The 26,839-nt window shown below is 64.3% G+C and carries 26 protein-coding genes, 1 tRNA gene and 1 riboswitch; of the genes, 22 read left to right on the top strand and 5 right to left on the bottom strand.

Going from position 1 to position 26,839, the window contains the following annotated elements:
- Window positions 1–5: 5 nt before the first annotated feature.
- Genes QRM57_RS08125 through QRM57_RS08140 form a run of 4 tightly spaced genes read left to right on the top strand, consistent with a single transcriptional unit; the run spans window position 6 to window position 3,558 of the window.
- On the top strand, window positions 6–941 hold the full coding sequence (locus QRM57_RS08125; protein ID WP_284986212.1) for an ROK family protein: 936 nt from the start codon (window positions 6–8) through the stop codon (window positions 939–941).
- The gene (locus QRM57_RS08130; protein WP_284986213.1) at window positions 938–1,906 is read left to right on the top strand and encodes a 1-phosphofructokinase family hexose kinase; all 969 of its coding nucleotides are present in this window, start codon (window positions 938–940) and stop codon (window positions 1,904–1,906) included. Before QRM57_RS08125 ends, QRM57_RS08130 begins: the two co-directional genes overlap by 4 nt.
- Window positions 1,888–2,742 carry a class II fructose-bisphosphate aldolase gene (locus QRM57_RS08135; protein ID WP_257368508.1) on the top strand — a complete coding sequence of 285 codons (855 nt, stop codon included), beginning with the start codon at window positions 1,888–1,890 and terminating at the stop codon, window positions 2,740–2,742. The genes QRM57_RS08130 and QRM57_RS08135 overlap by 19 nt, the downstream gene beginning before the upstream one ends.
- A 24-nt stretch (window positions 2,743–2,766) precedes the next feature.
- Window positions 2,767–3,558: a DeoR/GlpR family DNA-binding transcription regulator gene (locus QRM57_RS08140; protein ID WP_257368507.1), complete on the top strand. Its 792-nt coding sequence runs from the start codon at window positions 2,767–2,769 to the stop codon at window positions 3,556–3,558.
- A 9-nt stretch (window positions 3,559–3,567) separates the two neighbouring features.
- Here QRM57_RS08140 and QRM57_RS08145 read toward each other — a convergent pair whose 3' ends face one another.
- Complete coding sequence (locus QRM57_RS08145; RefSeq protein WP_284986215.1) at window positions 3,568–4,224, bottom strand: histidine phosphatase family protein; 657 nt, start codon at window positions 4,222–4,224, stop codon at window positions 3,568–3,570.
- A gap of 86 nt (window positions 4,225–4,310) precedes the next feature.
- On the opposite strand from QRM57_RS08145, the gene QRM57_RS08150 reads away from it, so the two are divergent.
- A complete protein-coding gene (locus QRM57_RS08150; protein ID WP_284986216.1) occupies window positions 4,311–5,084 on the top strand; it encodes a CPBP family intramembrane glutamic endopeptidase in 774 nt (257 codons plus the stop codon).
- An 84-nt stretch (window positions 5,085–5,168) separates the two neighbouring features.
- On the opposite strand, the gene QRM57_RS08155 is transcribed toward QRM57_RS08150, so the two are convergent.
- A complete protein-coding gene (locus tag QRM57_RS08155) occupies window positions 5,169–5,807 on the bottom strand; it encodes a VOC family protein (RefSeq protein ID WP_211711634.1) in 639 nt (212 codons plus the stop codon).
- A 205-nt stretch (window positions 5,808–6,012) separates the two neighbouring features.
- Here QRM57_RS08155 and QRM57_RS08160 point away from each other — a divergent pair, with 205 nt between their 5' ends.
- Together QRM57_RS08160 and metX are read left to right on the top strand one after the other, a co-directional pair.
- Window positions 6,013–7,353, top strand: coding sequence for a bifunctional o-acetylhomoserine/o-acetylserine sulfhydrylase (locus QRM57_RS08160; protein ID WP_257368503.1), 1,341 nt, complete (start codon window positions 6,013–6,015; stop codon window positions 7,351–7,353).
- Window positions 7,354–7,526: 173 nt separating this feature from the next.
- Window positions 7,527–7,643, top strand: a riboswitch (SAM riboswitch).
- A gap of 14 nt (window positions 7,644–7,657) precedes the next feature.
- Window positions 7,658–8,785, top strand: coding sequence for a homoserine O-acetyltransferase MetX (metX, locus tag QRM57_RS08165; RefSeq protein ID WP_284986217.1), 1,128 nt, complete (start codon window positions 7,658–7,660; stop codon window positions 8,783–8,785).
- 30 nt (window positions 8,786–8,815) lie between these two features.
- Here metX and QRM57_RS08170 read toward each other — a convergent pair whose 3' ends face one another.
- Window positions 8,816–9,922 (bottom strand): winged helix DNA-binding domain-containing protein, encoded by a 1,107-nt coding sequence (locus QRM57_RS08170; RefSeq protein ID WP_284986218.1) that lies wholly within the window; start codon window positions 9,920–9,922, stop codon window positions 8,816–8,818.
- Between the two features lie 77 nt (window positions 9,923–9,999).
- Window positions 10,000–10,842, bottom strand: coding sequence for an SGNH/GDSL hydrolase family protein (locus QRM57_RS08175; protein ID WP_284986219.1), 843 nt, complete (start codon window positions 10,840–10,842; stop codon window positions 10,000–10,002).
- Between the two features lie 70 nt (window positions 10,843–10,912).
- Between QRM57_RS08175 and QRM57_RS08180 the strand changes: the two genes are divergently transcribed.
- Window positions 10,913–11,563 (top strand): alpha/beta hydrolase, encoded by a 651-nt coding sequence (locus QRM57_RS08180; RefSeq protein WP_284986220.1) that lies wholly within the window; start codon window positions 10,913–10,915, stop codon window positions 11,561–11,563.
- 24 nt (window positions 11,564–11,587) lie between these two features.
- Here QRM57_RS08180 and QRM57_RS08185 read toward each other — a convergent pair whose 3' ends face one another.
- Window positions 11,588–11,815 (bottom strand): RNA-binding S4 domain-containing protein, encoded by a 228-nt coding sequence (locus QRM57_RS08185; protein WP_284986222.1) that lies wholly within the window; start codon window positions 11,813–11,815, stop codon window positions 11,588–11,590.
- A gap of 23 nt (window positions 11,816–11,838) precedes the next feature.
- On the opposite strand from QRM57_RS08185, the gene QRM57_RS08190 reads away from it, so the two are divergent.
- The 14 genes from QRM57_RS08190 to QRM57_RS08255 all read left to right on the top strand — a co-directional run bounded on the left by QRM57_RS08190 (window position 11,839) and on the right by QRM57_RS08255 (window position 26,676).
- Window positions 11,839–12,843, top strand: coding sequence for a DMT family transporter (locus tag QRM57_RS08190; protein ID WP_284986223.1), 1,005 nt, complete (start codon window positions 11,839–11,841; stop codon window positions 12,841–12,843).
- Between the two features lie 111 nt (window positions 12,844–12,954).
- Window positions 12,955–14,340 (top strand): glycine--tRNA ligase, encoded by a 1,386-nt coding sequence (locus tag QRM57_RS08195; RefSeq protein WP_284986224.1) that lies wholly within the window; start codon window positions 12,955–12,957, stop codon window positions 14,338–14,340.
- Window positions 14,341–14,342: 2 nt separating this feature from the next.
- On the top strand, window positions 14,343–15,305 hold the full coding sequence (locus QRM57_RS08200) for a GNAT family N-acetyltransferase (protein WP_284986225.1): 963 nt from the start codon (window positions 14,343–14,345) through the stop codon (window positions 15,303–15,305).
- Between the two features lie 214 nt (window positions 15,306–15,519).
- The gene (locus QRM57_RS08205) at window positions 15,520–16,458 is read left to right on the top strand and encodes an FAD-binding oxidoreductase (RefSeq protein WP_284986226.1); all 939 of its coding nucleotides are present in this window, start codon (window positions 15,520–15,522) and stop codon (window positions 16,456–16,458) included.
- 32 nt (window positions 16,459–16,490) lie between these two features.
- Complete coding sequence (locus QRM57_RS08210; RefSeq protein ID WP_284986227.1) at window positions 16,491–16,922, top strand: FAD-binding oxidoreductase; 432 nt, start codon at window positions 16,491–16,493, stop codon at window positions 16,920–16,922.
- A gap of 53 nt (window positions 16,923–16,975) precedes the next feature.
- Window positions 16,976–18,466, top strand: coding sequence for a YibE/F family protein (locus QRM57_RS08215; protein ID WP_284986229.1), 1,491 nt, complete (start codon window positions 16,976–16,978; stop codon window positions 18,464–18,466).
- 100 nt (window positions 18,467–18,566) lie between these two features.
- Window positions 18,567–19,505, top strand: a complete 939-nt coding sequence (locus QRM57_RS08220) for an ABC transporter ATP-binding protein (RefSeq protein WP_257368488.1) — start codon at window positions 18,567–18,569, stop codon at window positions 19,503–19,505.
- Window positions 19,502–20,278 carry an ABC transporter permease gene (locus tag QRM57_RS08225; protein ID WP_235519641.1) on the top strand — a complete coding sequence of 259 codons (777 nt, stop codon included), beginning with the start codon at window positions 19,502–19,504 and terminating at the stop codon, window positions 20,276–20,278. Before QRM57_RS08220 ends, QRM57_RS08225 begins: the two co-directional genes overlap by 4 nt.
- A 29-nt stretch (window positions 20,279–20,307) precedes the next feature.
- Window positions 20,308–21,417 (top strand): sensor histidine kinase, encoded by a 1,110-nt coding sequence (locus QRM57_RS08230; protein ID WP_284986230.1) that lies wholly within the window; start codon window positions 20,308–20,310, stop codon window positions 21,415–21,417.
- Window positions 21,414–22,025 (top strand): response regulator transcription factor, encoded by a 612-nt coding sequence (locus tag QRM57_RS08235; RefSeq protein ID WP_235519644.1) that lies wholly within the window; start codon window positions 21,414–21,416, stop codon window positions 22,023–22,025. Before QRM57_RS08230 ends, QRM57_RS08235 begins: the two co-directional genes overlap by 4 nt.
- A 43-nt stretch (window positions 22,026–22,068) precedes the next feature.
- Entirely contained in the window at window positions 22,069–23,250 is a 1,182-nt protein-coding gene (gene dusB / locus QRM57_RS08240; protein ID WP_235519645.1) for a tRNA dihydrouridine synthase DusB, read from the top strand.
- 63 nt (window positions 23,251–23,313) lie between these two features.
- Window positions 23,314–24,630 carry a deoxyguanosinetriphosphate triphosphohydrolase gene (locus tag QRM57_RS08245; RefSeq protein WP_257368484.1) on the top strand — a complete coding sequence of 439 codons (1,317 nt, stop codon included), beginning with the start codon at window positions 23,314–23,316 and terminating at the stop codon, window positions 24,628–24,630.
- A 37-nt stretch (window positions 24,631–24,667) separates the two neighbouring features.
- Complete coding sequence (gene dnaG / locus QRM57_RS08250; RefSeq protein WP_235519651.1) at window positions 24,668–26,551, top strand: DNA primase; 1,884 nt, start codon at window positions 24,668–24,670, stop codon at window positions 26,549–26,551.
- Between the two features lie 52 nt (window positions 26,552–26,603).
- Window positions 26,604–26,676: transfer RNA gene (locus QRM57_RS08255), tRNA-Asn, on the top strand.
- Window positions 26,677–26,839: the final 163 nt, after the last annotated feature.

Here is a 26,839-nt window from a genome sequence, read left to right on the forward strand (position 1 = left end):
CCGGCATGGTTCTCGGAGCCGCGGAATCACCTGTCCTGTCCTTCGACGTTGGCGGGACCGACATCAAAGCTGGTTTGGTGGATGCGCGGGGTGAAGTCCTTGGCATGCGCCGGGTCCCTACGCCACTGGACTCCTCCCGGCCGGGCGAGGCGGTGCTGGACCGGCTCGCTGAGCTTGCTGCCGAGTTGGCTGCCGAGTTCCCGGGATCACCCGCCCGGGCAGCCGGAATCATTGTTCCAGGCATTGTCGACTCGGCGGCCGGTGTTGGTGTCTACTCCGCCAACCTTGGCTGGCGCGACTTCCCCTTCACTGCCGAAGCCGAGAAGCGGCTGGGCATCCCCGTCGCTTTCGATCACGATGTTCGATCCGCCGCTGCCGTGGAACACAGCCTGGGTGGGTCCAGGGAGTTCAACGACGTTGTGGTGATGGTGGTGGGAACCGGCATCGCCGCCGCTGTCTTCTCTGGCGGCAAGCCGGTGACAGCGGGCGGGTTCGCAGGGGAGCTGGGCCACGCCCAGGTCCCGGACCCTGATGCTTCCCCCGGGACCGCGGGTTCTACGATCCTCGAAGCCGTCGGCTCGGCCGGAGCCATCGCCAAGCGCTACCACCGCGCCTCGGGAACCAGGGTGAACGGAGCACGCGGTGTGCTGCTCCGCGCAAACGACGGCGACCAGCTGGCGGCCCGTATCTGGGCCGACGCCGTGGACGCCCTTGCCTTCACCATCTGCCAATGCGTCAACATCATCGGAACCGAGGCCGTCGTGATCGGCGGTGGGCTCGCCGAAGCGGGCGAGGAGCTGCTGGAGCCCCTCCGCGCCCGTGTGGACCACATCCTCGATTTCCAGCGACGTCCACAACTGATCCGAGCCCAATTGGGACAGGACGCCGGCCTGTTGGGTGCGGCCCTGAACGCCAGGGCTCTCTTGGGAGGCAAACAGTGAACCGCGCCACCGTGAACCGCATCATAACCGTCACGCCCAACCCGGCCATCGACATGACCTACACCGTGCAGGGCATCACCGAGGGGGCCAGCCATCGCGTCCCGACCCCCTTGAGCAGGGCAGGAGGCAAAGGCATCAACGTGGCCCGCGTGACCCACCAGCTCGGATATCCGGTCCTCGCGATCGCCCCGACCGGTGGCGCGGCGGGGCAAACCCTCGCCGCTGAACTCTGGACCAGCGGGGTTCCGCACACCCTTGTGGGAGTTGCCGCCGAGACGCGGCGAAGCATCGCACTGGTGGACACCGTCGCCGGGGAAACCTCGATCTTCAATGAGGAGGGCCAAGCGCTGCTGCCCGACGATTGGCGCTCGCTCCGGATTGCGGTGGTGGAAGCCGTGAGTGGCAACCGAAACCTTCCCGCCTCGGTGCTGGTCGGCTCGGGCAGCCTGCCGCCGGGCGCGCCTGCTGATTTCTACCCGGAGTTGGTGCGGTTGGCCCACGACGCCGGTATACCGGCCATCATCGACACCTCCGGTCCCGGGATCATCGCTGCCGCCAAAGCCGGTGCCGACATCCTGAAACCGAATCACCACGAACTTGCCGAGGCGACCGGCGAGTCCAGCCTTGAAGCGGCTGCCTTGTCGCTGATTGCCATGGGTGCCCGCACGGTGCTGGTCAGCGCCGGCGCGGACGGCATGCTCGCCTTCGACCATGCGGCCCCGGGCGGCTACTGGAGCGCCCGCTTGCCTGAGGCGCTCAGCGGCAACCCCACAGGGGCGGGCGACGCCGGTGTGGCGGCGGCCGCCGTCGCACTCGCCGAAGGCGTCGCTGAACCACGCGAAATCCTTCGCCGGGCCACAGCCTGGTCCGCCGCGGCGGTTCTCATGCCCGCAGCGGGCGAAATCTCGCCGCGCTACCAGGAACTTCAAGACCAACTGATCGTGACATGGAAGGAGACCCAGTGACCCTGGTCAACACACGGGAGCTGATGGACTCAGCCGCAGCCAGCGGCACGGGCCAAGGCGCATTCAACATCATCCACATCGAGACAGCCGAGGGCCTGGTCGCCGGCGCGGAGGCGGCGGGGGTCCCGCTCATCCTGCAGATTTCCGAAAACTGCGCGAAGTATCACGGCGGCCTGGAACCCATCGCGACAGCGGCCCTTGCAATCGCCCGTTCTGCTGCCGTTCCCGTCGCCCTCCACCTGGACCATGCCGAGTCCGAGGACCTCGCGCTCGCCGCGGTCGATCTTGGCTTCGGTTCGGTGATGTACGACGGCGCGCACCTTCCGTATGAGTGGAATGTCGAAGTTACCCAGCGCGTTGCCACATACGCCCACGCAAAGGGCGTCTACGTTGAGGCCGAGCTCGGGAAAGTCGGGGGCAAGGACGGAGCCCACGCGCCAGGCGTCCGGACCGACCCTGCAGAAGCCCATGCATTCGTTGAAGCTACTGGTGTGGATGCCCTGGCCGTGGCTGTCGGCTCGTCCCATGCCATGACCGAACGCAGCGCCGCCTTGGACCTGCACCTGATCTCCCGGTTGAAGTCAGCGGTAGGCAAGCCATTGGTCCTCCATGGCTCCTCCGGCGTCACAGACGAGGTGCTCGTAGCTGCTATCGCCGCGGGTATGACTAAAATCAACGTATCCACACATTTGAACGGGTTCTTTACCCGCGCCGTCCGTGAGTACCTCGATGCCAACCCTGCAGTGGTGGATTCCCGGAAGTACATCAAGGCCGGCCGGGATGCCCTGGTGCTGGAGTCCGCACGTATGCTGACGCTGTTCGCCAAAGCGAAATAGCAAGGAACCCGCGAAAGGCTCGTCATGACCCGCACCGATCGGCTGACCGCCATCCTCGATCTCCTGGCCGAGTCCGGCCATGTGGAAGTCGAGGACATCGTGACGCGTTTGGGCGTGTCGCCTGCAACGGCCCGGCGGGATCTCGACAGCCTCGCCAAGCAGCGGCTGCTCAGCCGAACCAGGGGAGGCGCCACCACCGGGTCCGTTGCCTACGACCTCCCCGGGCGGTACAACCGGGACGATCATGCCGAAGCCAAGCAGGAAATCGCGTTGGCCGCGTCGTCGTTGATCCGCCCCGGAGCCGTGATCGGCCTCAGCGGTGGAACCACCAACACGGCCCTGGCCCAGCTTCTCTCCACCCGCGAGGACCTGAACGCGCCGTCAAACAGGCCTACGTTGACCGTCGTGACCAACGCCATCAACATCGCCTCCCAACTGGCAGTCCGGCCCAATATCAAAATCATGGTGACCGGCGGGATCCTGAATCCCCGCTCCTACGAACTCGTGGGCCCCTACACGGATGTCATCATGCAGAAGGTGGCGCTGGACATCGCCTTCATCGGCGTCAATGGCGTGGATCCGGACCTCGGCCCTACCATCACCGATGAAGGCGAAGCCATGGTCAACACAGTGATGGCACGCCGGGCCACGGAGTCCTACGTCGTGGCCGACTCCTCCAAAGTGGGCCGGCGCTCTTTCGCGGCCATGTCCGGCTACGACTTCCGGCACCTCATCACCGACTCGGGCATCAGCGCCGAGGACAAAGCCGCGTTTGAGGCCAAGGGCACCGAGGTCATCGTTGCCCCTGCCGGCTAGGGTCTGCTGCTAGAACCGCATCCTTGGCGCGTGCAGCACAGAGTCGTCCACGTCCCTGGGCACCCACTGGGTGAACGGCAGGTCCAAACTGTACTGGTCGCCGTCGTTCTTGATCAGCGTGCGTAACTCGGCGTTCTCCGGGTTGTTCAGCGACTCGAAGTACTCCACCGTCCAGTGGAACCAGCGCATGCAAAACAGGCGCATTGTCAGGCCGTGCGTCACGAGCAGCGTGTTCGGTGCATAGGTGGGCTTTTGCCAGTGGCGGTACAGCGTTTCCATGAACGAGGACACGCGGTCGTACACGTCCGAGCCTGACTCGCCCTCGCGGAAGCGATAGAAGAAATGGCCGTAGAGGTTGCGGAGCTCCTTTTGGTCCTCGATGTCTCCGGCTATCTGGAAGTTGGCCCAGTCCTGTTCCCGCAGCCGGGGCTCCTCGACCACCCGCTCCACCAGCGGGCCAAGGTTCATGGCTTCAAGAGTCTGATACGCCCGCAGGTACGGTGAAACGTAGACGCAGACCTGCTCGCCGTCGAGCCTCCGGCGAAGGTCCTCACCGGCGATCCGTGCCTCCTGCAGACCTTGGTCCGTCAGGGGGATCCGATAGTCCGGCACACGGTTGTAGATGGACGTGTCGGCATTCGCGGCGGACTGGCCGTGCCGAATCATGAAAATTCTCCCAGGGGCACCCATCCCACCAAGCATAGGGCGGCGGTTCCCGGCAAAGTGGCAGGAACTGCAGGCAAGATAGGTACATGTTCCTTGCCTCCCAACGCCGGCTGCGCGCCGAAGTGCTGATTGTGCTTGGTCTTTCCCTGGGGCAGTCGGCCGTCTATTCGGTGGTGCAGCTGCTGGACAAGATGACCCGGGCGCCGTTGGCGGATGCGACCTCGACCTTGAACAGGTCCCAAAGCACCCGCGAATACTTCGACCTCACGTACCAGTTGCTGGACATCGTGTTTGCCTTGGTGCCTGTGGCTCTGGTGTTCTACTTCCTGTCCACGCATGTCCAGGCAAACCGGAATGGCGACAACGGATCAGCGTTCGCCCGGCTGGGGTTCAATTTTGCCCGGCCCGGCAAGGACCTGCTCCACGGCCTGGGACTGGCAGCAGCCATCGGCATTCCTTCGTTGGGCCTTTACGCGGCAGGAAGGGCACTGGGCATCACCACGGCGATTGTGCCAAGTGGCCTGGACGCGTACTGGTGGACGGTGCCTGTGCTGATCCTGTCCGCGATCCGGCACGGGATCGTGGAGGAAGTGATCGTGGTCGGTTACCTGATGGACCGCTTCGGCAAGTTCGGGTGGAGCACGCCGGTGGCCATCGCGGTCAGCGCAGTCCTGCGGGGGAGTTACCACCTTTACCAGGGCTTTGGGCCCTTCATTGGCAACGTCGTGATGGGCTTGGTCTTCGCCTGGATCTACACGAAGACCAAGCGGGTGATGCCCTTGGTCATCGCCCATGCGTTGCTGGACATCGTGGCGTTCGTTGGGTTCAGCCTCTTCGGGAAGGCAGTGGGGCTGGGGTAGGCGGCCGTTAAAAATATCCGGCCGCCATCGGTGGGTGACGTCATTGGCACCCGCTGATGGCGGCCGAAGCTTTTTGTGGAACGGTCAGATGGTAACGGCCCCGGAGGCTGTTTCGAAGGTCACAGCCATGATGCCCGGAGTGCCCCGCGGTGCGATCCACTGGACGGCTACGTCCTCCAGCGGCTTTTCAACGGGTTCGCCCAACCACTCGGTCACACGTTCCGCCGAGCCCGCAATGGTGAGGCTGGACATCTTCACGTCACTTTCGTAGACCTTTGAAGGATGCAGGGTGGGGTCGCCCTCCCACTTGAGGAGGTAGGGGACCTGGGGATCGGCAATCAGGCCAAGGATGCCGATCTGCTGCCACACCAGCTCGCGGCCGTCAGGGAACTTGCGGTTACCGGGTACGGCGGCGCGGCCGAGGCGCTCCTCGAAGGGGGCGAGGTCGTCAACGGCGACGCACCAGCCCATCCAGCCACCACCGGCAGCCGAGCGGGCACGCACTGCCTGGCCAAAGGGGGCCTTGTCGGAAGCCGGGTGGTCCAGGACCTCCACGACTTCCAGGTACTTGTTATCCGCGAGGGGAATGATCATGTTCCGGGTTCCGAAGCGCGGGTGCACTCCGCCCCGGACTGCGTCCACTCCCAATGCCGCGGAAATTCGTTCGGTAGTGGCCAAAAGGCCATCTCGTTCACAGGCGTAAGAGACGTGATCCATGCGCATGGCATCATCTTGGCACTTTGTGATCGGCGTCTCAGCTAAGCCAAGCCTTACCAACATGGGATGTTATTGCACAAGGGTGCAACAGTGTCACAAACGTACGCCGGGGGACCGAATCATTCCACCGGCGTCACAAAGCTGTCCAAGGCCCGCAGGGTGTTCCTAGACTGGCCCCAGTTCACACCACTCCATCAATTCCGTTGAAACCATGTGCCACGAACAGGAGAACTCCATGTCCCAAGGATGGTCTTTCGAAACCCGCCAGATCCATGCAGGTCAAGAGCCCGACGCCGCCACCGGTGCTCGTTCGCTGCCGATCTACCAGACCACGTCCTTCGTGTTCCCCAGCGCCGAAAGCGCAGCCAACCGCTTCGCACTGGCTGAGCTCGCGCCGATCTACACCCGCATCGGAAACCCAACCCAGGATGCCGTTGAACAGCGGATCGCCAGCCTTGAAGGGGGCCTCGGCGCGCTCCTGCTCAGCTCCGGACAAGCGGCGGAGACCTTCGCCATCCTGAACATCGCCGAGGCAGGTGACCACGTTGTGGCCAGCCCCAGCCTCTACGGCGGGACCTACAACCTGCTCGCGCATACCCTGAAGAAGTTCGGTATTTCGGTTACCTTCGTCGCAGACCCGGACAACCTGGACCAGTGGCGTGACGCCGTGCAGCCGAACACCAAACTCTTCTTCGGCGAAGTGGTGTCCAATCCGCGCCAGGACGTCCTGGACATCGAAGGTATCGCAGGGGTCGCGCACCAGGCCGGGGTGCCGCTCATTGTCGACAACACCCTGTCCACTCCCTACCTGATCCGTCCCATCGAATGGGGCGCCGACATCGTGGTGCACTCCGCCACCAAGTACCTCGGCGGACACGGCTCGGCAATTGCCGGCGTGATCGTGGATTCGGGGAACTTCGACTTCGGCAAGGACCCCGAGCGGTTCCCGGGCTTCAACACCCCCGATCCCAGCTACAACGGCCTGGTCTATGCCCGCGACCTCGGCAAGGACGGGGCGCTCGGCGCAAACCTCTCCTACATCCTCAAGGCCCGCGTCCAGTTGCTCCGGGACCTGGGCTCCGCCGTCGCGCCTTTCAATGCCTTCCTGATCGCCCAGGGGCTGGAAACCTTGAGCCTTCGCGTGGAACGCCACGTCGCCAACGCCACCAAAGTGGCGGAATGGCTTGAAGCGCACGACGACGTCGAATCGGTCGCCTACGCGGGTCTGCCGTCCAGCCCGTGGTACCAGCGCGGCAAGAAGTATGGCCCCAACGGCACCGGCGCCATCGTCGCCTTCAACATCAAGGGCGGCGTCGAAGCCGGCAAGCGCTTCGTGGACGGGCTGGAGCTTCACTCACACGTGGCAAACATCGGCGATGTGCGTTCGCTGGTCATCCACCCGGCCTCCACCACGCACAGCCAGTTGACCGCAGAGCAGCAGGAGATCGCCGGCGTGAAACCAGGCCTGGTGCGCCTGTCTGTTGGCATCGAGCACGTGGACGACATCATCGCCGACCTCGAAGCAGGCTTCAGGGCGGCCAAGGGAGCTTAGTGGCCCGCCTGATCCAGTAACGAACACCTTCTGTGCAGCGCCGCCCCGCGCCGTCGAATATTCGAAGGGCGGCGCTCCACAGCGCCCATTTGCGAACGATGTGACCCGAAACCGTCACAGTGTTGTCACATTCTTCGCCAGAGTGGCCCGGTTTTTCCTACACTCTTTCTATAGGTCACGAGTGCCAGCATGTAGCCCCGGCTTGCTGGCCGGCAACCCTCCTCCGCGGTGGGGTGCCCCGGGTGAAGACCTGGCCCGTTCGCGCGCAAGGCGACGGGCAAGCGCGAGGATAGGTGTCAAAGGAATGACCATCACTGCAACAGCCATACCCACAGCCGAAGAAGCGGACGGCACGGTTAAGTACGCCAGCATCGGTTCGCTCGAACTCGAGGCCGGTGGTTTCCTTCCGGACGTTGTCCTGGCCTATGAAACGTGGGGCCGGCTCAATGCGGATGCCTCCAATGCCGTGCTCATCGAGCATGCGCTCACGGGCAGCACGCATGTGGCTCGCGGAGCAACCGACGAGGAAGGATGGTGGGAACAACTCGTCGGACCTGGCGCCACCATCGATACCACCAAGTACTTCGTGGTCTCCATCAACATCGTGGGCGGCTGTTATGGAAGCACGGGCCCGTCCTCCGAAGCGCCGGACGGCCAGCCCTGGGGATCCCGGTTCCCCCTGATCACGCTGCGCGACAGCACGGAGGCTGAAGCGCGACTCGCAGACACCTTGGGAATCAAGGCCTGGCATTCCGTACTGGGCGGATCCATGGGAGGTGCCAGGGCCCTGGAATGGGCCGTGACATTTCCCGAACGGGTTGAACGGTGCGCTGTGATCTCGGTCGGCGCCTACAGCACGGCCGAGCAGATTGCGTTCGCGCAGGCCCAGACCCTTGCCATCCGGCAGGACCCGAACTTCAACAACGGCGACTACTACGGCGGCCCAGCCCCCGAAGAGGGCCTGGCGTTGGCACGCCGGATTGCGCACATCACCTACCGCTCGGCCCTGGAACTGGATTACCGGTTTGGACGTCAGCCGCAGCCCCAGGAAACGCCGCTTGTTGCCGCCGTCCTCGCGGAGCGGGGCCGATACCAGGTGGAGAGCTACCTGGACCACCAAGGGAACAAGCTTGTCCGCCGCTTTGACGCGAACAGCTACGTTGCCATCACCGAAGCCCTGATGTCCCACGACGTGACCAGGGGGCGTGGCTCACTCCAAGACGCACTGTCCGGGACCACTGCGCAGTTCTTCGTTGCGGCGGTGGACAGTGACAGGCTTTACTTCCCCGCACAATCGCGGGAATTGGCGGCCGCGCTTCCCGGGAACGTACCGGTCCACGTCATCGAAGCCCCGATTGGCCACGACGGCTTCCTGACCGAAATCGGTCAACTGTCCGCGCAACTCCACCAGGCCTTCTTTTCCCAGTCCTAAAGCAGTGGCTCCCAGCTTAGCCTTGACGTCTCATGCCCTTTTGGTCGGGAGGCCAAGGAAGCGTCCGTATCGCTCCACTTCGGCGTCCAGTGCGATGTCTTCATCAGGCGTGGTGGGCCGGTCCATCCTGATGTCGAGTTCGCAGACGCCGTTGGTGAACGCGTGCCGCCACCACCCTGCCAGGCGCCCGTCCACCAGGACAACGTGCAGCGGGCTGTTGTCCTCGGGGAAGTACGGTGCCTTTCCGCCGAGAAAGTGCCGGGACTGGGAGTACCCCATCACGTACTCGTCATAGCACTGGATGAGGTCAACGCGGGGGAGTGCCGTCTCTTGGGGCGGCCCGGAAAACCCTCCGACGTCTTCGGAGGCGAGGTGAAATTCCAACCCATCGAAAGAGGCCGCCCCGAGCGTTCCGGGGGAGAGCTCACGGGCAACGGTCAGCCCCAGGTTCACGTCCTTCATGGTGAGGCCCGACCAGGCCGCGCAGTCCTTGACTGTGGCAGGTCCACGGCTGGCGAAGTACCGCAGGGCCAGCCGGCCGAGGGCCTGTTCACGGTCCGTGCCCGTCAGCGGCCCATCCGCGGTGCCCGTGACCCGTTCGTCGAACAGGGCGTATGTCTGTTTCAGCGCACCACCCGCGGACCGGACGGGGGTGCCGCTGACCAGTATCCGGCTGATTTCCGCGTGCATGAGTTGGTAAATGAACGCCAAACCCTTGCTGGGCAAACCGGCCGCGCCGAGGATCGCGGCGAGCTCTTCCCGGGTCTTGTGCGCCCCGCCCTCCACGGCACGCGCCAGGACGTGTCCGCTTCGGGCTGCGGCTTCCTGGTCCAGGCCGGTTTGCCGGTACATGCCTTTGTTTCCCTGATGGAGCCTGTCGGCGGACAACCCCATCAGCCAGCCGAGATCGTCCCGGTGAACAAAATGCCAGGTGGGACGGAGGATGTGGGTGCGCAGGACGGTGCCGTCCGCCACCGCCTGCTCGACATCGGCTGCGTTAACCCCGGCGTGGGGTTGGCACCTTTGGGCGAGTGTCCACCGCGCGTAAGCAAATTCCTGTGACTGGACTGCCAGCAGGTTGCGGAGGGCTTCGGCCAGCGAACCGGCGTGGGGAGCACGCAGCTGCTGGCGCCTCATTCGCAACTGCCGGACCTTTCCCGTCAGGGGAGAACCGTCATCCGACATTGGGGTCCTCCCCGGACGCGAGCCGCACGTTAGTTGCGCGGCAGCAAGGTGCCGTCGGCGCCGAAGACGGGACCCGGCGTCGGGCGCTTTGGCGTTATGCCGTCGCCGGAAGACTGGTGCCGAAGCCTGCGCAGGACCCACGGGACAAAGTACTCACGCGCCCAGACGAGGTCCGAAGAGCGGGCTTCGCGCCAGGTCCGCGGCGGGAGGGCTTTGGGCATCAATGGCTCAAGGGTGTGCTCGACGTTGAGGGCGTCCAGGACCATCATGGCGATGGTGTGGTGGCCCAAGGGGGAGAAGTGCAGCCGGTCCACATCCCACATCTGGGAATCCGACAGCTGACGAAGGGACCACATGTCCGCGATGATGGCGTCGTGCCGTGCGGCCACTGTCCGGAGGTTCTCGTTGTAGATGGCCACCTTTCCGCGGATGCGCCCCAAGACAGACGAGGCAGTGTCGGGGCCGTTGAAGAGGACCACCGTGGCACCGCCTGAACCGAGCTGAGCCACGGCGGCGTCAAGCTTTTCGGCCAGCAGGTCGGGGTCGCCGCCCGGCCGGATGAGGTCGTTGCCGCCAGCGGAGATCGAGACGAGATCGGGCTGGAGCTCAAGGCAAGGGCCCACTTGTTCGTCGACGATCTGCTGCAGCAGACGGCCCCTGATGGCGAGGTTGGCGTAGGCGAAGTCGTCGTGCCCACGGCCCAGCTCTTCGGCCACACGGTCGGCCCAGCCGCGGTAGCCTCCGGGGTTGCGGGGCTCGGGATCGCCGATGCCCTCGGTGAAGGAATCACCCAGGGCCACATACCGGCTCCAGGGGTGTTTTTGTACCGGGACTCCCGGCTTCAGCAAAGGATTATTGTCACTCACGCTCATATCCTGCCTCGTGTCTGCGACCCTACGCGACCGTAAGTTGTTACCTGTGGGCAACTGCAAGAATAGACCCATGACAGAAGCTCCCGCATTCCCCGCACCCGTTGTCCTGTGGTCCCACGACGAAGCCGAACGTGCCGGAAAGCCTTTGCTGGTCCTGCTGCATGGCTACGGCTCCAACGAGGAAGACCTCTTCAGCCTTGCCGGGATGCTGCCGGACGGTTTCGTGGTGGCTGCCCTCCGCGCTCCCATGCCGACGGGGCCCGGCTATACCTGGTTCCCGCTCACGGCGTCCATCGATTACTCCATCGACGCCGTCAAGCTTGCTGCCGATTACGCATTGGAGTGGCTCGACTCCGTCAAGGCCAACCATTCCTCAGTGACGCTCCTGGGGTTCTCAATGGGCATGGCCATGGCCACCACGATGCTCCGGTACCGGCCCGCGGACTTCGCGGCCGTCGTCGGGCTTTCCGGTTTCGTGATCGACGCCGGCGCTGACCCGGCATTCCGTGACGACGAACTGGACGGTACCCTGCCGATGTTCTGGGGTCGTGACCAGCAGGATCCCGTCATCACCCCGGACAAGATCGAATACACCATGGGCTGGGTGCGCAAGCACGTGGACCTCACCAAGGTCCTCTACACCGGGATGTGGCACGGCATCAACCAGCAGGAGATCGGGCATGTGGGGGAGTTCCTCACCCACAAAGTGCTCACGGCTTGAGTTTCTGTACAGAAACCCCCGGGGCTAGGCGGCGGTGATCTTCACTGTCTGACCGTTGACCGTCACGGTGTCGCCGGGATGGAGTTGGCGGCCGCGGCGTTCGTCGATCTCACCGTTGACCTTGACCAGGCCGTTCTTGATGAGCTCCGCGGCCTCGACGCCGTCCTCCACCAGGCTGGCGAGCTTCAGCAGCTGGCCAAGGCGGATCATGTCGTCGCGGATGGGGATCTCTTCGATTTCCGGGTTGCTCATACAGCAATGATGCCTGAAGTAGTGTGGTGACAGTGCCGCAGCCTTCTTCCCGTTCCGCCTTTCCGCTTGCCCTTGGGCTCCCGATTGCAGTAGCAACGGGCCTGGTCATTCCGCTTCAAGGAAGGATCAATGGTGCCCTTGGCGCCACACTGAACGACGGCATAGCAGCTGCTGTGGTGAGCTTCACCACAGGCCTGATTCTCATCAGCGCGATTTCGTTGGCGACCCCCAAAGGCAGGGCCGGTCTTCAGCGCATCGTCCCAGCGGTCCGGAACCGCAGCTTTCCCCGTTTTTACGTGATGGCAGGCGCTATCGGTGCGCTGTTCGTTTTTGCCCAATCCTTCACGGTGGCACTGCTCGGCGTGGCACTGTTTACTGTCGCCGCAGTGACGGGGCAGACCCTCAGCGGACTGCTCGTGGACCGCATGGGCATCGGGCCCGGCGGGAAACGCGCCATTACCGGCGTCCGTGTCCTGGGCAGTGTCCTGACCGTTGCCGCCGTCGCGTGGGCTGTTTCGCCGCGGTTCGGGGCTGACGCGGATGTTGCCTCGCTGCTGTTGCCCGTGCTGCTTCCGCTGGCCGCCGGTTTCCTGATGAGCTTCCAGCAGGCCATGAACGGAACCGCAACCGTCCACTACGGGACGCCCGTCGCCGCCACGTTGGTCAACTTCATCGCGGGCTCCGCGATTCTTTGGATCGCCTGGCTCATCAAACTGGCAGTCGCCGGTCCTGGAAATCCGCTTCCGTCGGAGTGGTGGTACTACCTCGGTGGTCCCATGGGCTGCCTTTTCATTGGCCTGGCAGCGCTGCTGGTCCGCAGCCTCGGGGTACTGATCACCGGGCTGGGCATGATTGCGGGCCAGCTGGTGGGCTCTCTGGTGCTCGACGTCGTGATCCCCAGTCCCGGCGCGGTGGTCGCCTTGCCCACGGTGTTGGGAACCGTGCTGACGCTTGCCGCGATCATCGTGGCCACCCTGCCCTGGCCCAGGGGAGCTTTCGCACGAAGGGGTGCGGCCAAAGGCCGGTAGGGTAGGAGACAGCAATTTCCCCAACCTCCCCGCCGGACAACCACGTCCGGAATCCGGGGCTAACCACCGCGGACCGCACCCAGCGGCCCTGTAGAACAAATGGAGTTACCCATGGCAGCAAAATCCGTCCTTGACCAGGTCATTTCCCTCTCCAAGCGGAGGGGCTTTGTCTTCCAGGCCGGTGAAATCTATGGTGGCTCCCGTTCCGCGTGGGATTACGGCCCCTTGGGTGCGGAGCTGAAGGAAAACATCAAGCGCCAGTGGTGGCAGAGCATGGTCCGCGGCCGTGAAGACGTAGTGGGCCTGGACTCCTCGGTCATCCTGCCCCGCCAGGTATGGGAAGCCTCCGGCCATGTCGAGGTGTTCTCCGACCCGCTGGTGGAATGCCTGTCCTGCCACAAGCGCTACCGCGCCGACCACCTCCTTGAAGAGTTCGAGGAAAAGAAGGGCCGCCCCGCCGAGAACGGCCTTGCGGACATCGTCTGCGCCAACTGCGGAACCCGCGGCCAGTGGACCGAACCCCAGGAATTCTCCGGCCTGCTGAAGACCTTCCTGGGTCCGGTGGCCAGCGAGGAAGGCATGCACTACCTGCGTCCGGAGACCGCGCAGGGTATTTTCGTGAACTTCAACAACGTGCTGACCACTTCCCGGAAGAAGCCGCCGTTCGGCATCGGCCAGATCGGCAAGTCCTTCCGCAACGAGATCACCCCGGGCAACTTCATTTTCCGTACCCGCGAGTTCGAGCAGATGGAAATGGAATTCTTCGTCGAGCCAGGCACGGATGAAGAATGGCACCAGTACTGGATGAAGGAGCGCATGTCCTGGTACACCAACCTGGGCATCCGTGAGGAGAACCTGCGTTTCTTCGAGCACCCGCTGGAGAAGCTCAGCCACTACTCCAAGGGCACCACGGACATCGAATACCGCTTCGGTTTCCAAGGCTCGGAATGGGGCGAGCTTGAGGGCATCGCCAACCGCACCGACTTTGACCTCTCCACCCACGCCAAGGCTTCCGGCACGGACCTGAGCTACTTCAACCAGGCCACCAATGAGCGGTACACCCCGTACGTCATTGAGCCGGCCGCTGGTTTGACCCGTTCCTTCATGGCCTTCCTGATCGATGCCTACACCGAGGACGAGGCCCCCAACGCCAAGGGCGGCGTGGACGTGCGCACCGTGCTGAAGCTCGACCCCCGCCTCGCTCCGGTCAAGGCCGCCGTCCTGCCGCTGAGCCGCAACGAGGACCTTTCCCCGAAGGCCAAGGCCCTGGGCACGCAGCTGCGCCAGAACTGGAACATCGACTTCGACGACGCCGGCGCCATCGGCCGCCGTTACCGTCGCCAGGACGAAATCGGTACCCCGTTCTGCATCACCGTGGACTTCGACACCCTCGAAGACCAGGCCGTCACCATCCGCGAGCGCGACACCATGAGCCAGGAACGTGTGTCCCTGGACAAGGTTGAGGGCTACCTGGCCGCACGCCTGATCGGCGCCTGATCGTGGCTTTGGAGTACCGCGAATGGAAGGAGGGCGACGACCTCGCCCTCCTGGAGATCTGGGGTGGTCCGGAAACCCTGCCCGCTGAGCAGTTCCGTGCGGCCTTGGCCCCGTCCAGCAATCAGCCATGGCGGCGTTGCATCGTGGCCGAAGACGTCGTGGACGGTGGGCGCATTCCCGTTGCCGCCGGCGTCGTCCATGAAGCTTCGCTGCACCCGGAACGCCTTTGGGCGTACATCGAGGTTGCCAAGGACCATCGGCGCAGCGGCGTTGGTTCCACCCTCCTGGCGATGCTGCGCCGAGAAGCCGGGGACTCGCCGTCGGGCGTTTCCAAGCTACGCAGCAAAGTGGAACCGGATACTGCCGGCGCGGCATTTGCCGCTGCAGCGGGACTTGCCCCCATCCAGCGTTCGCAACTGGTTGTGGTGGAACCCGAGCCGCTGAAGCTGCCCCGTTTCGGGGATGGTTCCGAGGAAGCGGCGTCGGAGCGCGTGGAGGACCTGGCAACAGGTTCGGTGGAGCTCAGCGACGTGGTGGGTAAGTACTACTCTCACGTCCACCACTGGGACAGCCCGGGGGAGCTTAGCATCGCGACGGTCCAGCGCTTGTTCTTGCATGACCTCACGGGCGCCCATGGTGCGATCGTCCTGCGGGCGCCGAAAGCCAGTGCTTTTGGCCAGGGCGTTCCGGCGAGCCGCAAGGGCAAAATCCAGGCGTTTGCCATCAGCTACGCCCAGGGCAACTCGGATGAACCATCGGATGTCTTCCTGGGACACGATCCCAGTCTTTCCGATGGGGACGCGGCAGCGGCAGTGCGTGACCTCTTGGCTCTGATCGCCTACCAGCACCCTGTGCTGCTGGAAGTCGACGAATCGATGACGGCGTTGCGCTCGGTCCTGGGACCACTGTTCGAGTCCGGGAAAGCCCACGTTCGTGGTGCAGATACGTGGATCGTGAGCGACTGACCGGAATCCACGTACGACTTTGGAGCACTGCGAATCCTGTCTGGCCCTGTTTCCAGGGTCAGGCAGGATTCGTTGTTTTCTGGTCCTTATCAGAGGTTCTTGACGCGGCCGAGGCTCAGGAGTAGGTCTATCGACGTATGCCCCCACGCCGTCACATCCGGGGGGAGAGGCGTGTGGAAAGTCCGGTCTCAGGTCTGAATCGATGGTATGCACTATGAACAAGATCGCCCTCGACGGGCTGCGGGAACAGTTACGTGGGCAACTCGTCACTCCTGAAGATCCTGACTACGACGCGGCACGCGCCGTTTTCAACGCGATGGTGGACAAACGTCCTGCCGGGGTCATCCGTGTAGCGCAGGTCTCCGACGTCATCGCCGGTGTGAACTTTGCCTGCGAGAACTCCATGCCGCTGGCCATCAGGGGCGGCGGGCACAGCGCTCCTGGTTTCGGGACGTGGGACGACGCCCTGGTGTTGGACTTCGTTAATCGCACCGGGGTTCGGGTGGATCCCCAAAATTCCCGGGCCCGGGCCGAAGGCGGTACGACCTGGGCCGACTTCAACCACGCCACGCACGCTTTCGGGCTTGCGACCACCGGTGGAATCGTTGGATCCACGGGTGTGGCGGGCCTGACCTTGGGCGGCGGGATCGGGTACCTCGCCAGGAAGTACGGGCTCTCCTGCGACAACCTTGTCTCGGCAGATGTCGTGACGGCAGACGGCAAGTTCCTGATCGCCAGCGAGGAACAGAATGAAGACCTGTTCTGGGCGATCCGGGGTGGCGGAGGCAACTTCGGGGTGGTGACATCCCTTGAGTTCGCACTCCATCCGGTGGATATGGTCCATGCGGGCATCATCATTTACGGCGCGGAGAACATTCCCGCAGTGGCCAGGTTCTACCGTGACTACATAGCTTCCGCACCCGAAGAGCTCGGGGCATTCCTGGGCTTCCATCAAGGGCCTCCTGTGCCTTTCCTCCCCGAAGAGTGGCACGGAAAGGCAGTGTGCCCGAAGAGTGGCACGGAAAGGCAGTGTGCGTGGTGGTGGGAATGTGGACCGGAGACCCCGCTGAAGGGGACGCACGCTGGCAGCCGTTCCTGGAGGCCGCCCCGGTGGCGGGATTCATGGTGGGACCCATGCCGTAGCCGGCCCTGAACGTCGCCTTCGACGGGCTCAACCCAAAGGGCATGCAGGGGTATTGGAAGGCCAACTTCCTGCGCGAACTCAACGACGGCGCGATCGCCGCCCACACCCAATTCGGGGCCACCGTGACCAGCATGAACACCGCCGTTCACATCTATCCCATCGACGGCGCTGTGTCCCGGGTAGCCGTAGAGGACACTGCCTTTGCCCACCGGGACATGAAGTTCTCTCCGGTCATTGCGACCCAGTGGCCCGATCCTGCAGATAACGAAGCCAACATCGCCTGGGCCCGCGCGTACGCGGCCGCATTGGCACCGCACTCGGAGGCTGGTGGATACATCAACTTCATGGACTCGGAGGACCAGAACCGGGTCGCGGACAACTACGGACCCAACTGGGAGAAGTTGGTATCGGTCAAAGCCAAATACGACCCCGACAACCTCTTCCGCGTCAACCAGAACATCCCGCCAAGCTGAGCCGGGAGTCCACCGGATCCACGTAGGCTTAAGCCCATGAGGTTTTACAGCTGATGGGCCACAGTCACTCCCACGGTCATCCCGAGGGTTCGGAACCAACCCCGCAGGCGGTCGCTTCCCGTAAAAGGGCCAACCTGCTGCTGGCGGCAGTCCTGGTTCCCTTGGGCGTATTGACCCTGGTAGCGATGGTGCTCATGTGGCCCTCGGGCAGCCGGGAGGGGATCAACTTTTCAAGTCCCTACCAGGCTGCCCCGGGGGTCACGTTCGACACCGGCAAGATACAAAGCGTTGTGGTGGAAAGCTGTACCCAGACGGGGCAGCCAGACACGGGCCAGCCCACCACGGGTCAGCCCAGCACAGGCCAGAACCAGGCCGGCGGCTCCCAGTGCACCTTCGCTTTCACTGTGCCGGACAAGGGCGGTGAGGCGGTCAAAGTCGTCATCAACCCTGATGTTGCGATGTCCCATGGCGTGGACGTTGGTGACTCCATCCGGTACCTGAATCTTTCGGGCGTGCAAGGCAACACGGCGGGCAGTGGCGCGCCGTCGTACGTTTTCGTCGACTTCGTGCGCAACATCCCCATAGCGGCCCTGGCTGTGCTGTATGCCGTGGTGGTGATTGCGGTGGCCCGCTGGCGCGGTTTCCGTGCGCTCCTGGGCCTGGTGGGAGCCTACTTTGTCCTGGTCAGCTTCATCCTGCCCGGTCTGGTGGAGGGCAAGCCGCCGCTCTTGTTGGCGTTGGTGGGGTCCACGGTGATCATGATCGGGGTCTTGTACTTTGCCCATGGGTTCTCGGCGAGGACGTCCACGGCCTTGCTGGGAACCATTTTCGGACTGGCGATCACGGCGCTCCTGGCGGCGTGGGCCACTGACGCGGCCAACCTGGCCGGTGTGGGCAGCCACGATGCTTCCACGCTGGTCAACATGTCACCCCAGATTTCCATTTCCGGAGTCATCCTCTGCGGCCTCATCATTTCCGGCCTGGGCGTCCTCAACGACGTCACCATCACCCAATCGTCGGCGGTGTGGGAGCTGTACGAGCTTGCACCCAACACCAGCGCCCGGAAGTTGTTTACTTCTGCCATGAGGATTGGGCGGGACCACATCGCCTCGACGGTCTACACCATCGCGTTTGCCTACGCCGGTGCGGCACTTCCCATTCTGATCATTGTGATGCTGTACGACCGCCCACTGGCAGAGGCTCTCACCAGCGCGGAATTGTCCGAGGAAGTCATCCGCACCCTGGTGGGCTCCATCGGGCTGGTCCTCGCGATTCCGGTCACTACCCTCATCGGTGTCCTGGTGGTCAAAGCCACCGGCATGAAGCGCCTTGCCGCTGCCGGGGGACCGGCCGTAAGTGCCGACGGCCTTGAGGATACCGGCGCGCTGGCCGCGGCCGCCGTCGTCGTCGGTTCCGGGCAGGACGAAACGAACGACGCCGGTGTCCGGCAAGGCGCCACCCCCGAACCGGCTGCCGTGGCCAGGACCGCCCGGCCAGGGAGTCGTCGGGCGCAGCGCGAAGCGGAGCGCCGAAGCAGCGATTGACCGGATGACATTTGTCATGCCGAACCGATGACACCCGCTACGGGTGCGCGGAAGGTTCCCCGGCTTGAATGGGTGTACAAGACCTATTCCAGGGAGAGCAATGACAACACCGGGAGTGCCGGCCGTTCGCGCCGCCGGACTGCATAAGAGTTTTGGCAAGGTCCAGGCGGTGCGCGGCCTGGACCTGACCGTGGAGCAAGGCGAAGTGGTGGCTTTCCTGGGCCCGAACGGTGCCGGCAAGACCACCACCATCGACATGATCCTGGGCCTCAGCGCTCCGGACGCCGGTGAGGTGTCCATCTTCGGGCACGCGCCCCGGGGAGCCATAGCCCGTGGGCAAGTAGCGGCCGTCATGCAGACCGGAGGCCTGCTGCGGGACATCAGCGTCAGGGAAACAGTGCAGCTAACGGCGGCCATGTTCGATTCTGCCCGGCCCGTGGACGAGGTCCTGACCCGCGCAGGAATTCTGGACATCGCCGATCGCCGGGTTGAAAAGTGCTCCGGCGGCCAACAGCAACGGCTACGTTTCGCCATGGCGCTGGTCTCGGACCCCGGGCTTCTGATCCTGGATGAGCCAACCACCGGAATGGACGTCGCCGGACGCCGCGACTTCTGGTCAGCCATCCGCGCCGACGCTTCGAGGGGGCGAACAGTCATTTTTGCTACCCACTACCTCGAAGAAGCAGACGCCTACGCTGACCGGATCGTGCTGGTGCGCCAAGGAAAAGTGGTTGCCGACGGCACCGCCGCCCAGATCAAGAACCTGGCTTCCGGAAGAACCGTCCGGGCGTCACTTCCCGCCGATGACCGAGTCCTGCTGGCAGGCCTGCCTGCGGCCGATCAGGTTGAGTTCGACGGCGGTCGGGTCACCGTCCGCTCTGCCGACTCGGATTCCGTGGTCCGTTTCCTGCTCACCAATACCGGCGCCCATGACCTTGAGGTCGTCGCGAACAACCTTGAGGAAGCCTTCGTTGCCCTCACCGCAGACGAGGCCGGGCCGGCCACGGCCCCCACGGCCATGGAAGGGGACCGGATATGAGCCAGGGAACAGCAATTCAGGACCGCAAGCCCTCCGCGGGCGGCGTCAACGCCACATTCCTCTGGATTGAGATTAAACGCATGCTCCGCAACCGGCGGACCATCATGTTCACGGTGCTCATGCCGGCGATCTTCTTTTTCATCTTCGGCTTGTCCAACAAGAACCAGCAACTGCCCAATGGACACAGCTACGGGCAGTACATCCTGATCAGCCTCACCGTCTATGCGGCCATGACCGCAGCCACGGGTGCGGGCAGCCAGGTGGCCGTGGAACGTGCCCAGGGCTGGAGCAGGCAGTTGCGCCTCACACCCCTGTTGCCCGGTGCATACATAGCCGTCAAGGCCGCGGCCGCGCTGACCCTCTCCTTGGTTGCAGTGATTGCCCAGTTCGTGATCGGTGCCCTCGCCGGGGTGACCATGGACGCCCAGACATGGCTGACCGCCGGCCTGGTGGCCTGGGTGGGTTCCTTGGTATTCGCCGCACTCGGTCTCTTCGTGGGTTACCTCATGCCAAGCCAGAACGTCATGCAGATCCTGGGCCCGGCCCTGGCCATCCTGGCCATGCTCGGAGGGCTCTTCATGCCGATTGAGATCATGGGCGATACCTTTGGTGCCATCGCCAAATTCACCCCCGCCTACGGGATCGGACAGCTGGCACGAAGCCCTATCACCGGGGAGTTCGATGCCCTGTGGATCGTGAACGTCCTGGTCTGGCTGGCGATATTCGTGGGCGGGGCAGCCATGGCCTTCCGTCGCGACACCAACCGTGTCTGAGCCGCTGGGCCGTGACTAAGGTGGGATCCATGAGCAGCCCGTCCTTGTGGGAAACACTCCGGGGTCCAGGTCCCCGAAAATGGTTCATCGGCGCAGCGTTCTCCATCGTGTTGTGGGCCTGGCCCACCTGGAACCTCGTATGGTCCGTCGACGAGCCCGTGAGCTGGAAGGTTCTCGCCTCGGCGTCGTTGGTGGCCTTCTTTGCGGCTTACGCACTCTTGCCCATGATGAGCCGGGGACGGAACGCCCGCACGGGTTTGGCCTGCGTCACGATCCTCCTGGCCCTGAATGGACTCGTCATCCTGCTGGTGGGCAAGGAAGCACTGTGGACCTGGCCCTTCCTTGCGTGCGCCATTGGAATGACCACGCTGCCGCCCCGCGTCGACTTCGCCTTGATCATGGCACTGTCCGGTATTTCCCTGGCCTCCGAACTGGCAGAGGGCAGCCCGGAGCAGGCATTCTTCCAGCCGGCGCTGATCCTGTCCCTCGGCTTCATGATGTCCTCGTTCGCGCGCCTGATCCGCCAGACAGCTGCGCTGCGGGCCGCCCAGACAGAACTCGCAGACGCCGCGGTGGCCGCCGAACGCAGCCGGGTTGCCCGGGACATGCACGACATCCTTGGGCATTCCCTGACCGTCATAGCCGTCAAGGCGGAGTTGGCGGGCCGCCTGATGGAAGCCATCCCCGGCGGCCCGGCAAAGGACAGGGCAGCAGGGGAAATCGGCGAAGTCCAGGAGCTTGCCCGTGGTGCGCTCGCCGACGTCCGGGCCACGGTGGCCGGATACCGCGGGGTCAACGTCCTTGCCGAACTTGCGGCGGCGAGGACCGCCTTGGAATCGGCCGGCATCCAAGCCGACCTTCCCCGGACAGTGGAGCAGGTGCCGGCCAAGTATCGGGAACTGTTCGGCTGGGTGCTGCGGGAAGGCGTCACGAACGTTGTGCGGCATTCAGGCGCCGTCCAGTGCCGGGTCCGGTTGACGGCGTCGACCGTCCTGGTGGAGGACGACGGCGTGGGGCCGGGGCCGGGCGTCCCCGGCAGCGGGTTGGCAGGGATCCGGGAGCGTGCCGCCACGGCCGGCGGAACGGTAAGTATTGGTGCGAGCGACCTGGGAGGGTTCAGATTGGCCGTTGACGTATGAGCATTCGATTGGTGATCGCGGACGACCAAGCCTTGGTCCGGGGTGCCCTCGCTGCCTTGTTGGGCCTTGAAGCGGACATCGAAGTAGTGGCTGAGCTGGGGGATGGGACCGGTGTGGTTGCGGCCGTGGTGGAGCATGCGGCTGACGTGGCCATGCTGGATGTCGAAATGCCGGGCCTGGACGGTATTTCCGCAGCGGCCGCCGTTCGCCGTGCGGCACCGTCGTGCCACGTCCTGATGGTCACGACGTTCGGCAGGCCGGGATATCTCAGGAGGGCCATGCAGGCCGGAGCATCCGGGTTCGTGGTCAAGGACACCCCGGCGCGTCAGCTGGCCGAGGCGGTTCGGCGGGTGCACCAAGGGCTGCGGGTGGTGGACCCTTCGCTTGCAGCCGAGTCGTTGATGTCGGGAGACAGTCCGTTGACCGAACGCGAGGCGGAGGTGCTGAAGGCGGCGTCCGACGGCGGTACGGTGGCCGATATCTCCAAGGCCGCGATGCTTTCCGAAGGCACGGTCCGGAACTATCTCTCGGCGGCCATGGCCAAGACCGGTGGGCGGACGCGGGCCGAAGCCGTGCGGTTGGCCCATGAGAACGGGTGGCTTCTCTAAGGGCCCGCCTCCCCGATTTGCCCGCGTTTGCAACAATGGATGGGTGACTGTAGTAGCAACGCCCCCCGCACCGAAGCTCGAGCTCCCGCCTTTGAAGCTCGGCGGGATCACCGTGGACACCCCGGTGATCCTTGCCCCGATGGCCGGGATCACCAACTCAGCCTTCCGCAGGCTCTGCCGTGAATACGGCGGCGGCCTGTATGTGGCAGAGATGGTGACCTCCCGTGCCCTGGTGGAACGGACACCGGAATCGTTGCGCATCATTTCCCACGATGATGACGAGAAGGTCCGCTCCGTGCAGCTGTACGGGGTGGATCCTGTGACAGTGGGCGCGGCAGTCCGGATGCTGGTAGAGGAAGACCGCGCCGACCACATCGACCTCAATTTTGGCTGCCCGGTTCCCAAGGTCACCCGGCGAGGCGGCGGTTCCGCCCTGCCCTGGAAAATTGATCTCTTCACGTCCATCGTCCAGACGGCGGTCCGGGAAGCGTCAAAGGGAGATATTCCGCTCACCATCAAGATGCGCAAGGGCATCGATGATGACCACCTGACGTACCTAGACGCCGGCCGCATCGCCCGCGATTCCGGCGTGGCTGCCGTTGCCCTGCACGGGCGCACCGCCGCCCAGTTCTACTCCGGACAGGCCGACTGGTCAGCCATCGCCCGGCTCCGCGAAGCACTTCCCGACATCCCGGTCCTGGGCAACGGCGACATCTGGTCAGCGGAAGACGCCGTCCGCATGGTCCGTGAAACCGGTGTGGACGGCGTGGTGGTGGGCCGTGGTTGCCAGGGCCGGCCCTGGCTCTTCGGCGATCTGCAGGCAGCCTTTGAAGGCAGCGAAGAGCGGCACCGCCCTGGACTGCGTGAAGTTGCCGAGGGTGTCTACCGGCACGCGGAACTGATGGTTGAGACGTTCGGCAACGACGAATACAAAGCCCTGCGCGAGATCCGCAAGCACATGGCCTGGTACTTCAAGGGATATGTGGTGGGCAGCGAACTGCGCACCAAACTCGCCACCGTCCCCACCCTTGAAGTCCTTCGCGGATACCTCGACGAACTGGACATGGACTCGCCTTATCCTGGCGTCGATTCCGAGGGCCCCCGAGGCCGGGCGGGCTCGCCCAAGAAGCCTGCCCTCCCCAAGGATTGGCTGGAAAGCCGTCAGCTGAACGCGGAACAGAGCGCCGATATCTCGGCCGCGGAGCTGGACGTGTCGGGCGGCTAGCCTCACACGTGTAAGACTGGCTCAAGAAGCACCACAACAGGCGCTTGAAGGAGGCAGATACCCATGGGAACCGAAGCGATGATTGGCCATAACGGAACCGCACACGATTACGTGCAGGCAATTCCCGGCTACGTCGACGCCGATTCCGCGCGTTGGGTCGAAGAACCCCGCAAGAGCAATTACCGCTCGGACTTCGAACGGGACCGGGCCAGGGTCCTGCATTCCTCGGCCCTGCGCAGGCTCGGCGCCAAGACCCAGGTCGTGGCTCCTGACACCGACGACTTTGTGCGCACCAGACTGACCCACAGCCTCGAAGTGGCACAGGTGGGCCGCGAGCTGGGGCGCTCCCTGGGGTGCGACCCCGACGTCGTGGACACCGCCTGCCTCAGCCACGACCTCGGCCACCCGCCCTTTGGCCACAACGGCGAGTCTGCGCTCAACGAAGTGGCGCACACCATCGGCGGGTTCGAAGGCAATGCGCAGACGCTGCGGTTACTGACCCGGTTAGAACCCAAGGTGCTGGCCGAGGACGGCCGCCCAGCGGGCCTGAACCTCACCCGCGCAAGCCTGGACGCGGCATCCAAATACCCGTGGTCAGCCGTGGACGCCCCGGTCATCCACGGCCACCGCACCAGTAAGTTTGGTGCCTACGAGGACGACCTTCCTGTGTTCGAATGGCTCCGTGAGGGCGCGCCCGGAAACCGTTCCTGCATCGAAGCGCAGGTCATGGACCTCGCGGATGACATCTCCTACTCGGTCCACGACGTGGAGGACGCGATCGTTGCCGGCCACTTCCAGTTGAAGTGGATGGAGAACCCCGACCACCGTGCACGGGTGGTGGGCTACACCAAGCAGTGGTACCTGCCGCACCACGATCCCGCGGAGATCGACGCTGCCCTGGCCCGGCTCGAAGCCACCAAGGTGTGGGTCCGTGAAGCCGACGGCAGCCGGAAGTCGATGGCGGCGCTGAAGGACATGACCAGCCAGCTGATTGGCCGGTTCTGCCAGAGCGCCATGGAGACAACCCGCGGACATTTCGGGCCCGCCAACCTGACCCGGTACGACGCCGAACTCATGGTCCCGGATGAAACGGTGGCGGAGATCGCTGTCCTCAAGGGCCTGGCCACCACTTTCGTGATTTCCACGGACCACCGCCAGCCGGTGTACGAGCGTCAACGCGAGGTCCTCCACGCGCTGGTGGGCGTCCTGAACGCGACGGGCGACCGTCACCTGGAGCCGATGTTCGCGTCCGACTGGCGTGACGCCGTCGACGACGGCGCCCGGCTTCGCGTGGTGATCGACCAGGTGGCCTCACTGACCGATGCCTCTGCCTTGGCCATGTACGAGCGCCTGGTGGGCAGCCTGCCGTCACTCTGGTGAAGCCGGGAGCCCACGGCCGAGCGACTAGGATGGTGACGTGGCTGGCCTGATCAAACGTGAAGATATCGACGAAGTACGCCAGCGCACGGATATCAAGGAAGTCGTTGACGGTTACGTCACCTTGAAGGGCGCCGGGCTGGGCAGTTTCAAGGGACTGTGCCCCTTCCACGACGAACGTTCGCCCTCCTTTACCGTCCGACCGCAAGTGGGCCGGTACCACTGCTTTGGCTGCGGCGAGGACGGTGACGCCATCTCCTTCATCCAGAAGATGGACCACAGCTCGTTCCATGAAGCCGTTGAGAAACTGGCTGCCAGGATCGGGTACGAGCTGCGCTACGAAGACGGCGGAACAGGGCCCAGCCGCGAGGAAGTCGGCAAGCGGCAACGGTTGCTGGACGCCCACAAGATCGCTGACGAGTTCTTCCGTGCCCAACTGTTGACGCCCGGGGCGGCCGAGGGCCGCAACTTCCTGGACGGTCGCGGCTTTGACCGCGCCGCTGCTGAGCACTTTGGCGTCGGGTACGCCCCTCAGGGTTGGGACGCGCTGCTGAAACATTTGCGTGGACGGGGCTTCACCGACGCGGAGCTGAAACTCACCGGCATGTTTTCCGAGGGCAACCGCGGTATCTATGACCGCTTCCGCGGGCGGCTGATCTGGCCAATCCGCGATATCGCGGGGGACACCATCGGCTTTGGTGCGCGCAAGCTCTACGAAGACGACCAGGGTCCCAAGTACCTGAACACCCCCGAAACCGCGCTCTACAAGAAGTCCCAGGTCCTGTACGGCATCGACATCGCCAAGAAGAATGTAGCCAAGGAACGGCAACTGGTGGTGGTGGAAGGCTACACGGACGTCATGGCCTGCCACCTGTCGGGAGTAGCGACGGCGGTGGCCACCTGCGGTACTGCTTTCGGTACCGAGCACATCAAGATCGCACGTCGCCTGATTTCCGACGACGGGACCGGTGGGGAAGTGGTGTTCACCTTCGACGGCGACGCGGCCGGCCAAAAAGCGGCCCTGCGGGCCTTCGAAGAGGACCAGCGGTTCCAGGCACAAACTTACGTTGCCGTTGAACCCAGCGGCGCCGACCCCTGCGACCTCCGCCAGCTCAAAGGCGACGCCGCTGTCAGGGATTTGATCCTCAGCCGCAAGCCACTGTTCGAATTCGCCATCAAGGCATCCCTGCGCCGGCACAACCTCGACACCGTGGAGGGCCGCGTGGCAGCACTGCGGGAGGCTGCTCCGGTGGTCGCGCAGATCCGCGACTCGGCCACGAGGCCCGGCTACACCCGCGAACTTGCGGGCTGGCTCGGGATGCCCATCGAGGAGGTCAGCCGGTACGTTGGTGCCGCCATCAAGCGCGGTGGACCTGTCAGTGGCGCGCCAGGCGGCAACGAACAGCCGACGACGGCGGCAGCCCCGCCGTCGTCCGGTCCTGTTTTCCAGCGTCCCGACCCGCGGGACCCCGTTGCGGGCATGGAGCGCCAGGCTTTGGAGGTCGTCCTCCAGGATCCCGCGGTATTGGGCGGCGGAGCGTGGGAACGTTTCGAGGCCTCGCACTTCTCCACCCCTGCGTATGGTGCGGTCCATGCGGCCATCAGGGCCACGGGCCTGGCGCACGCAGGGGATCCTGTGGCGTGGGTGGAGCAGATCCGCCAGGAAGTTCCCGAGCCGCTGCGGTCGTTGGTCTCGGAACTTGCAGTCACACCGTTGCCGGCCAGCACTCCGGAGGCCATGCAGCGGTATTGCCGGGACATCCTGGCGCGGCTCTTTGAACTCCAGATCACCCGGATCAAAGCGGACAAGATGGGCCAGCTCCAGCGGCTCGATGCCGCGTCCAACCCCGAGGAGTTCCAGCGCCTGAACCGGGAGCTGATGCAGCTGGAGATGGAGCGCAGGGCGCTCCGGGCGGACGGCTGAGGGCTCGATTTCGTTTTCCAGCGAGGCCCTGTTAAGCTAGTAACCGCTTCATTCCTCCGTAGCTCAATTGGCAGAGCATTCGACTGTTAATCGAAGGGTTACTGGTTCAAGTCCAGTCGGAGGAGCGCGCAATACCCCCGTTCCGGTCAGCCGGTACGGGGGTATTTTTTATACCCCGGGTGGGTATCTTGCGCCGATTTCGCATTGGGTAAAACCTTTGCTAAAGTCATAGGCGCTTCATTCCTCCGTAGCTCAATTGGCAGAGCATTCGACTGTTAATCGAAGGGT

The sequence above is a fragment of the Arthrobacter sp. fls2-241-R2A-172 genome (genome assembly GCF_030208885.1).
Lineage (GTDB): Bacteria > Actinomycetota > Actinomycetes > Actinomycetales > Micrococcaceae > Arthrobacter.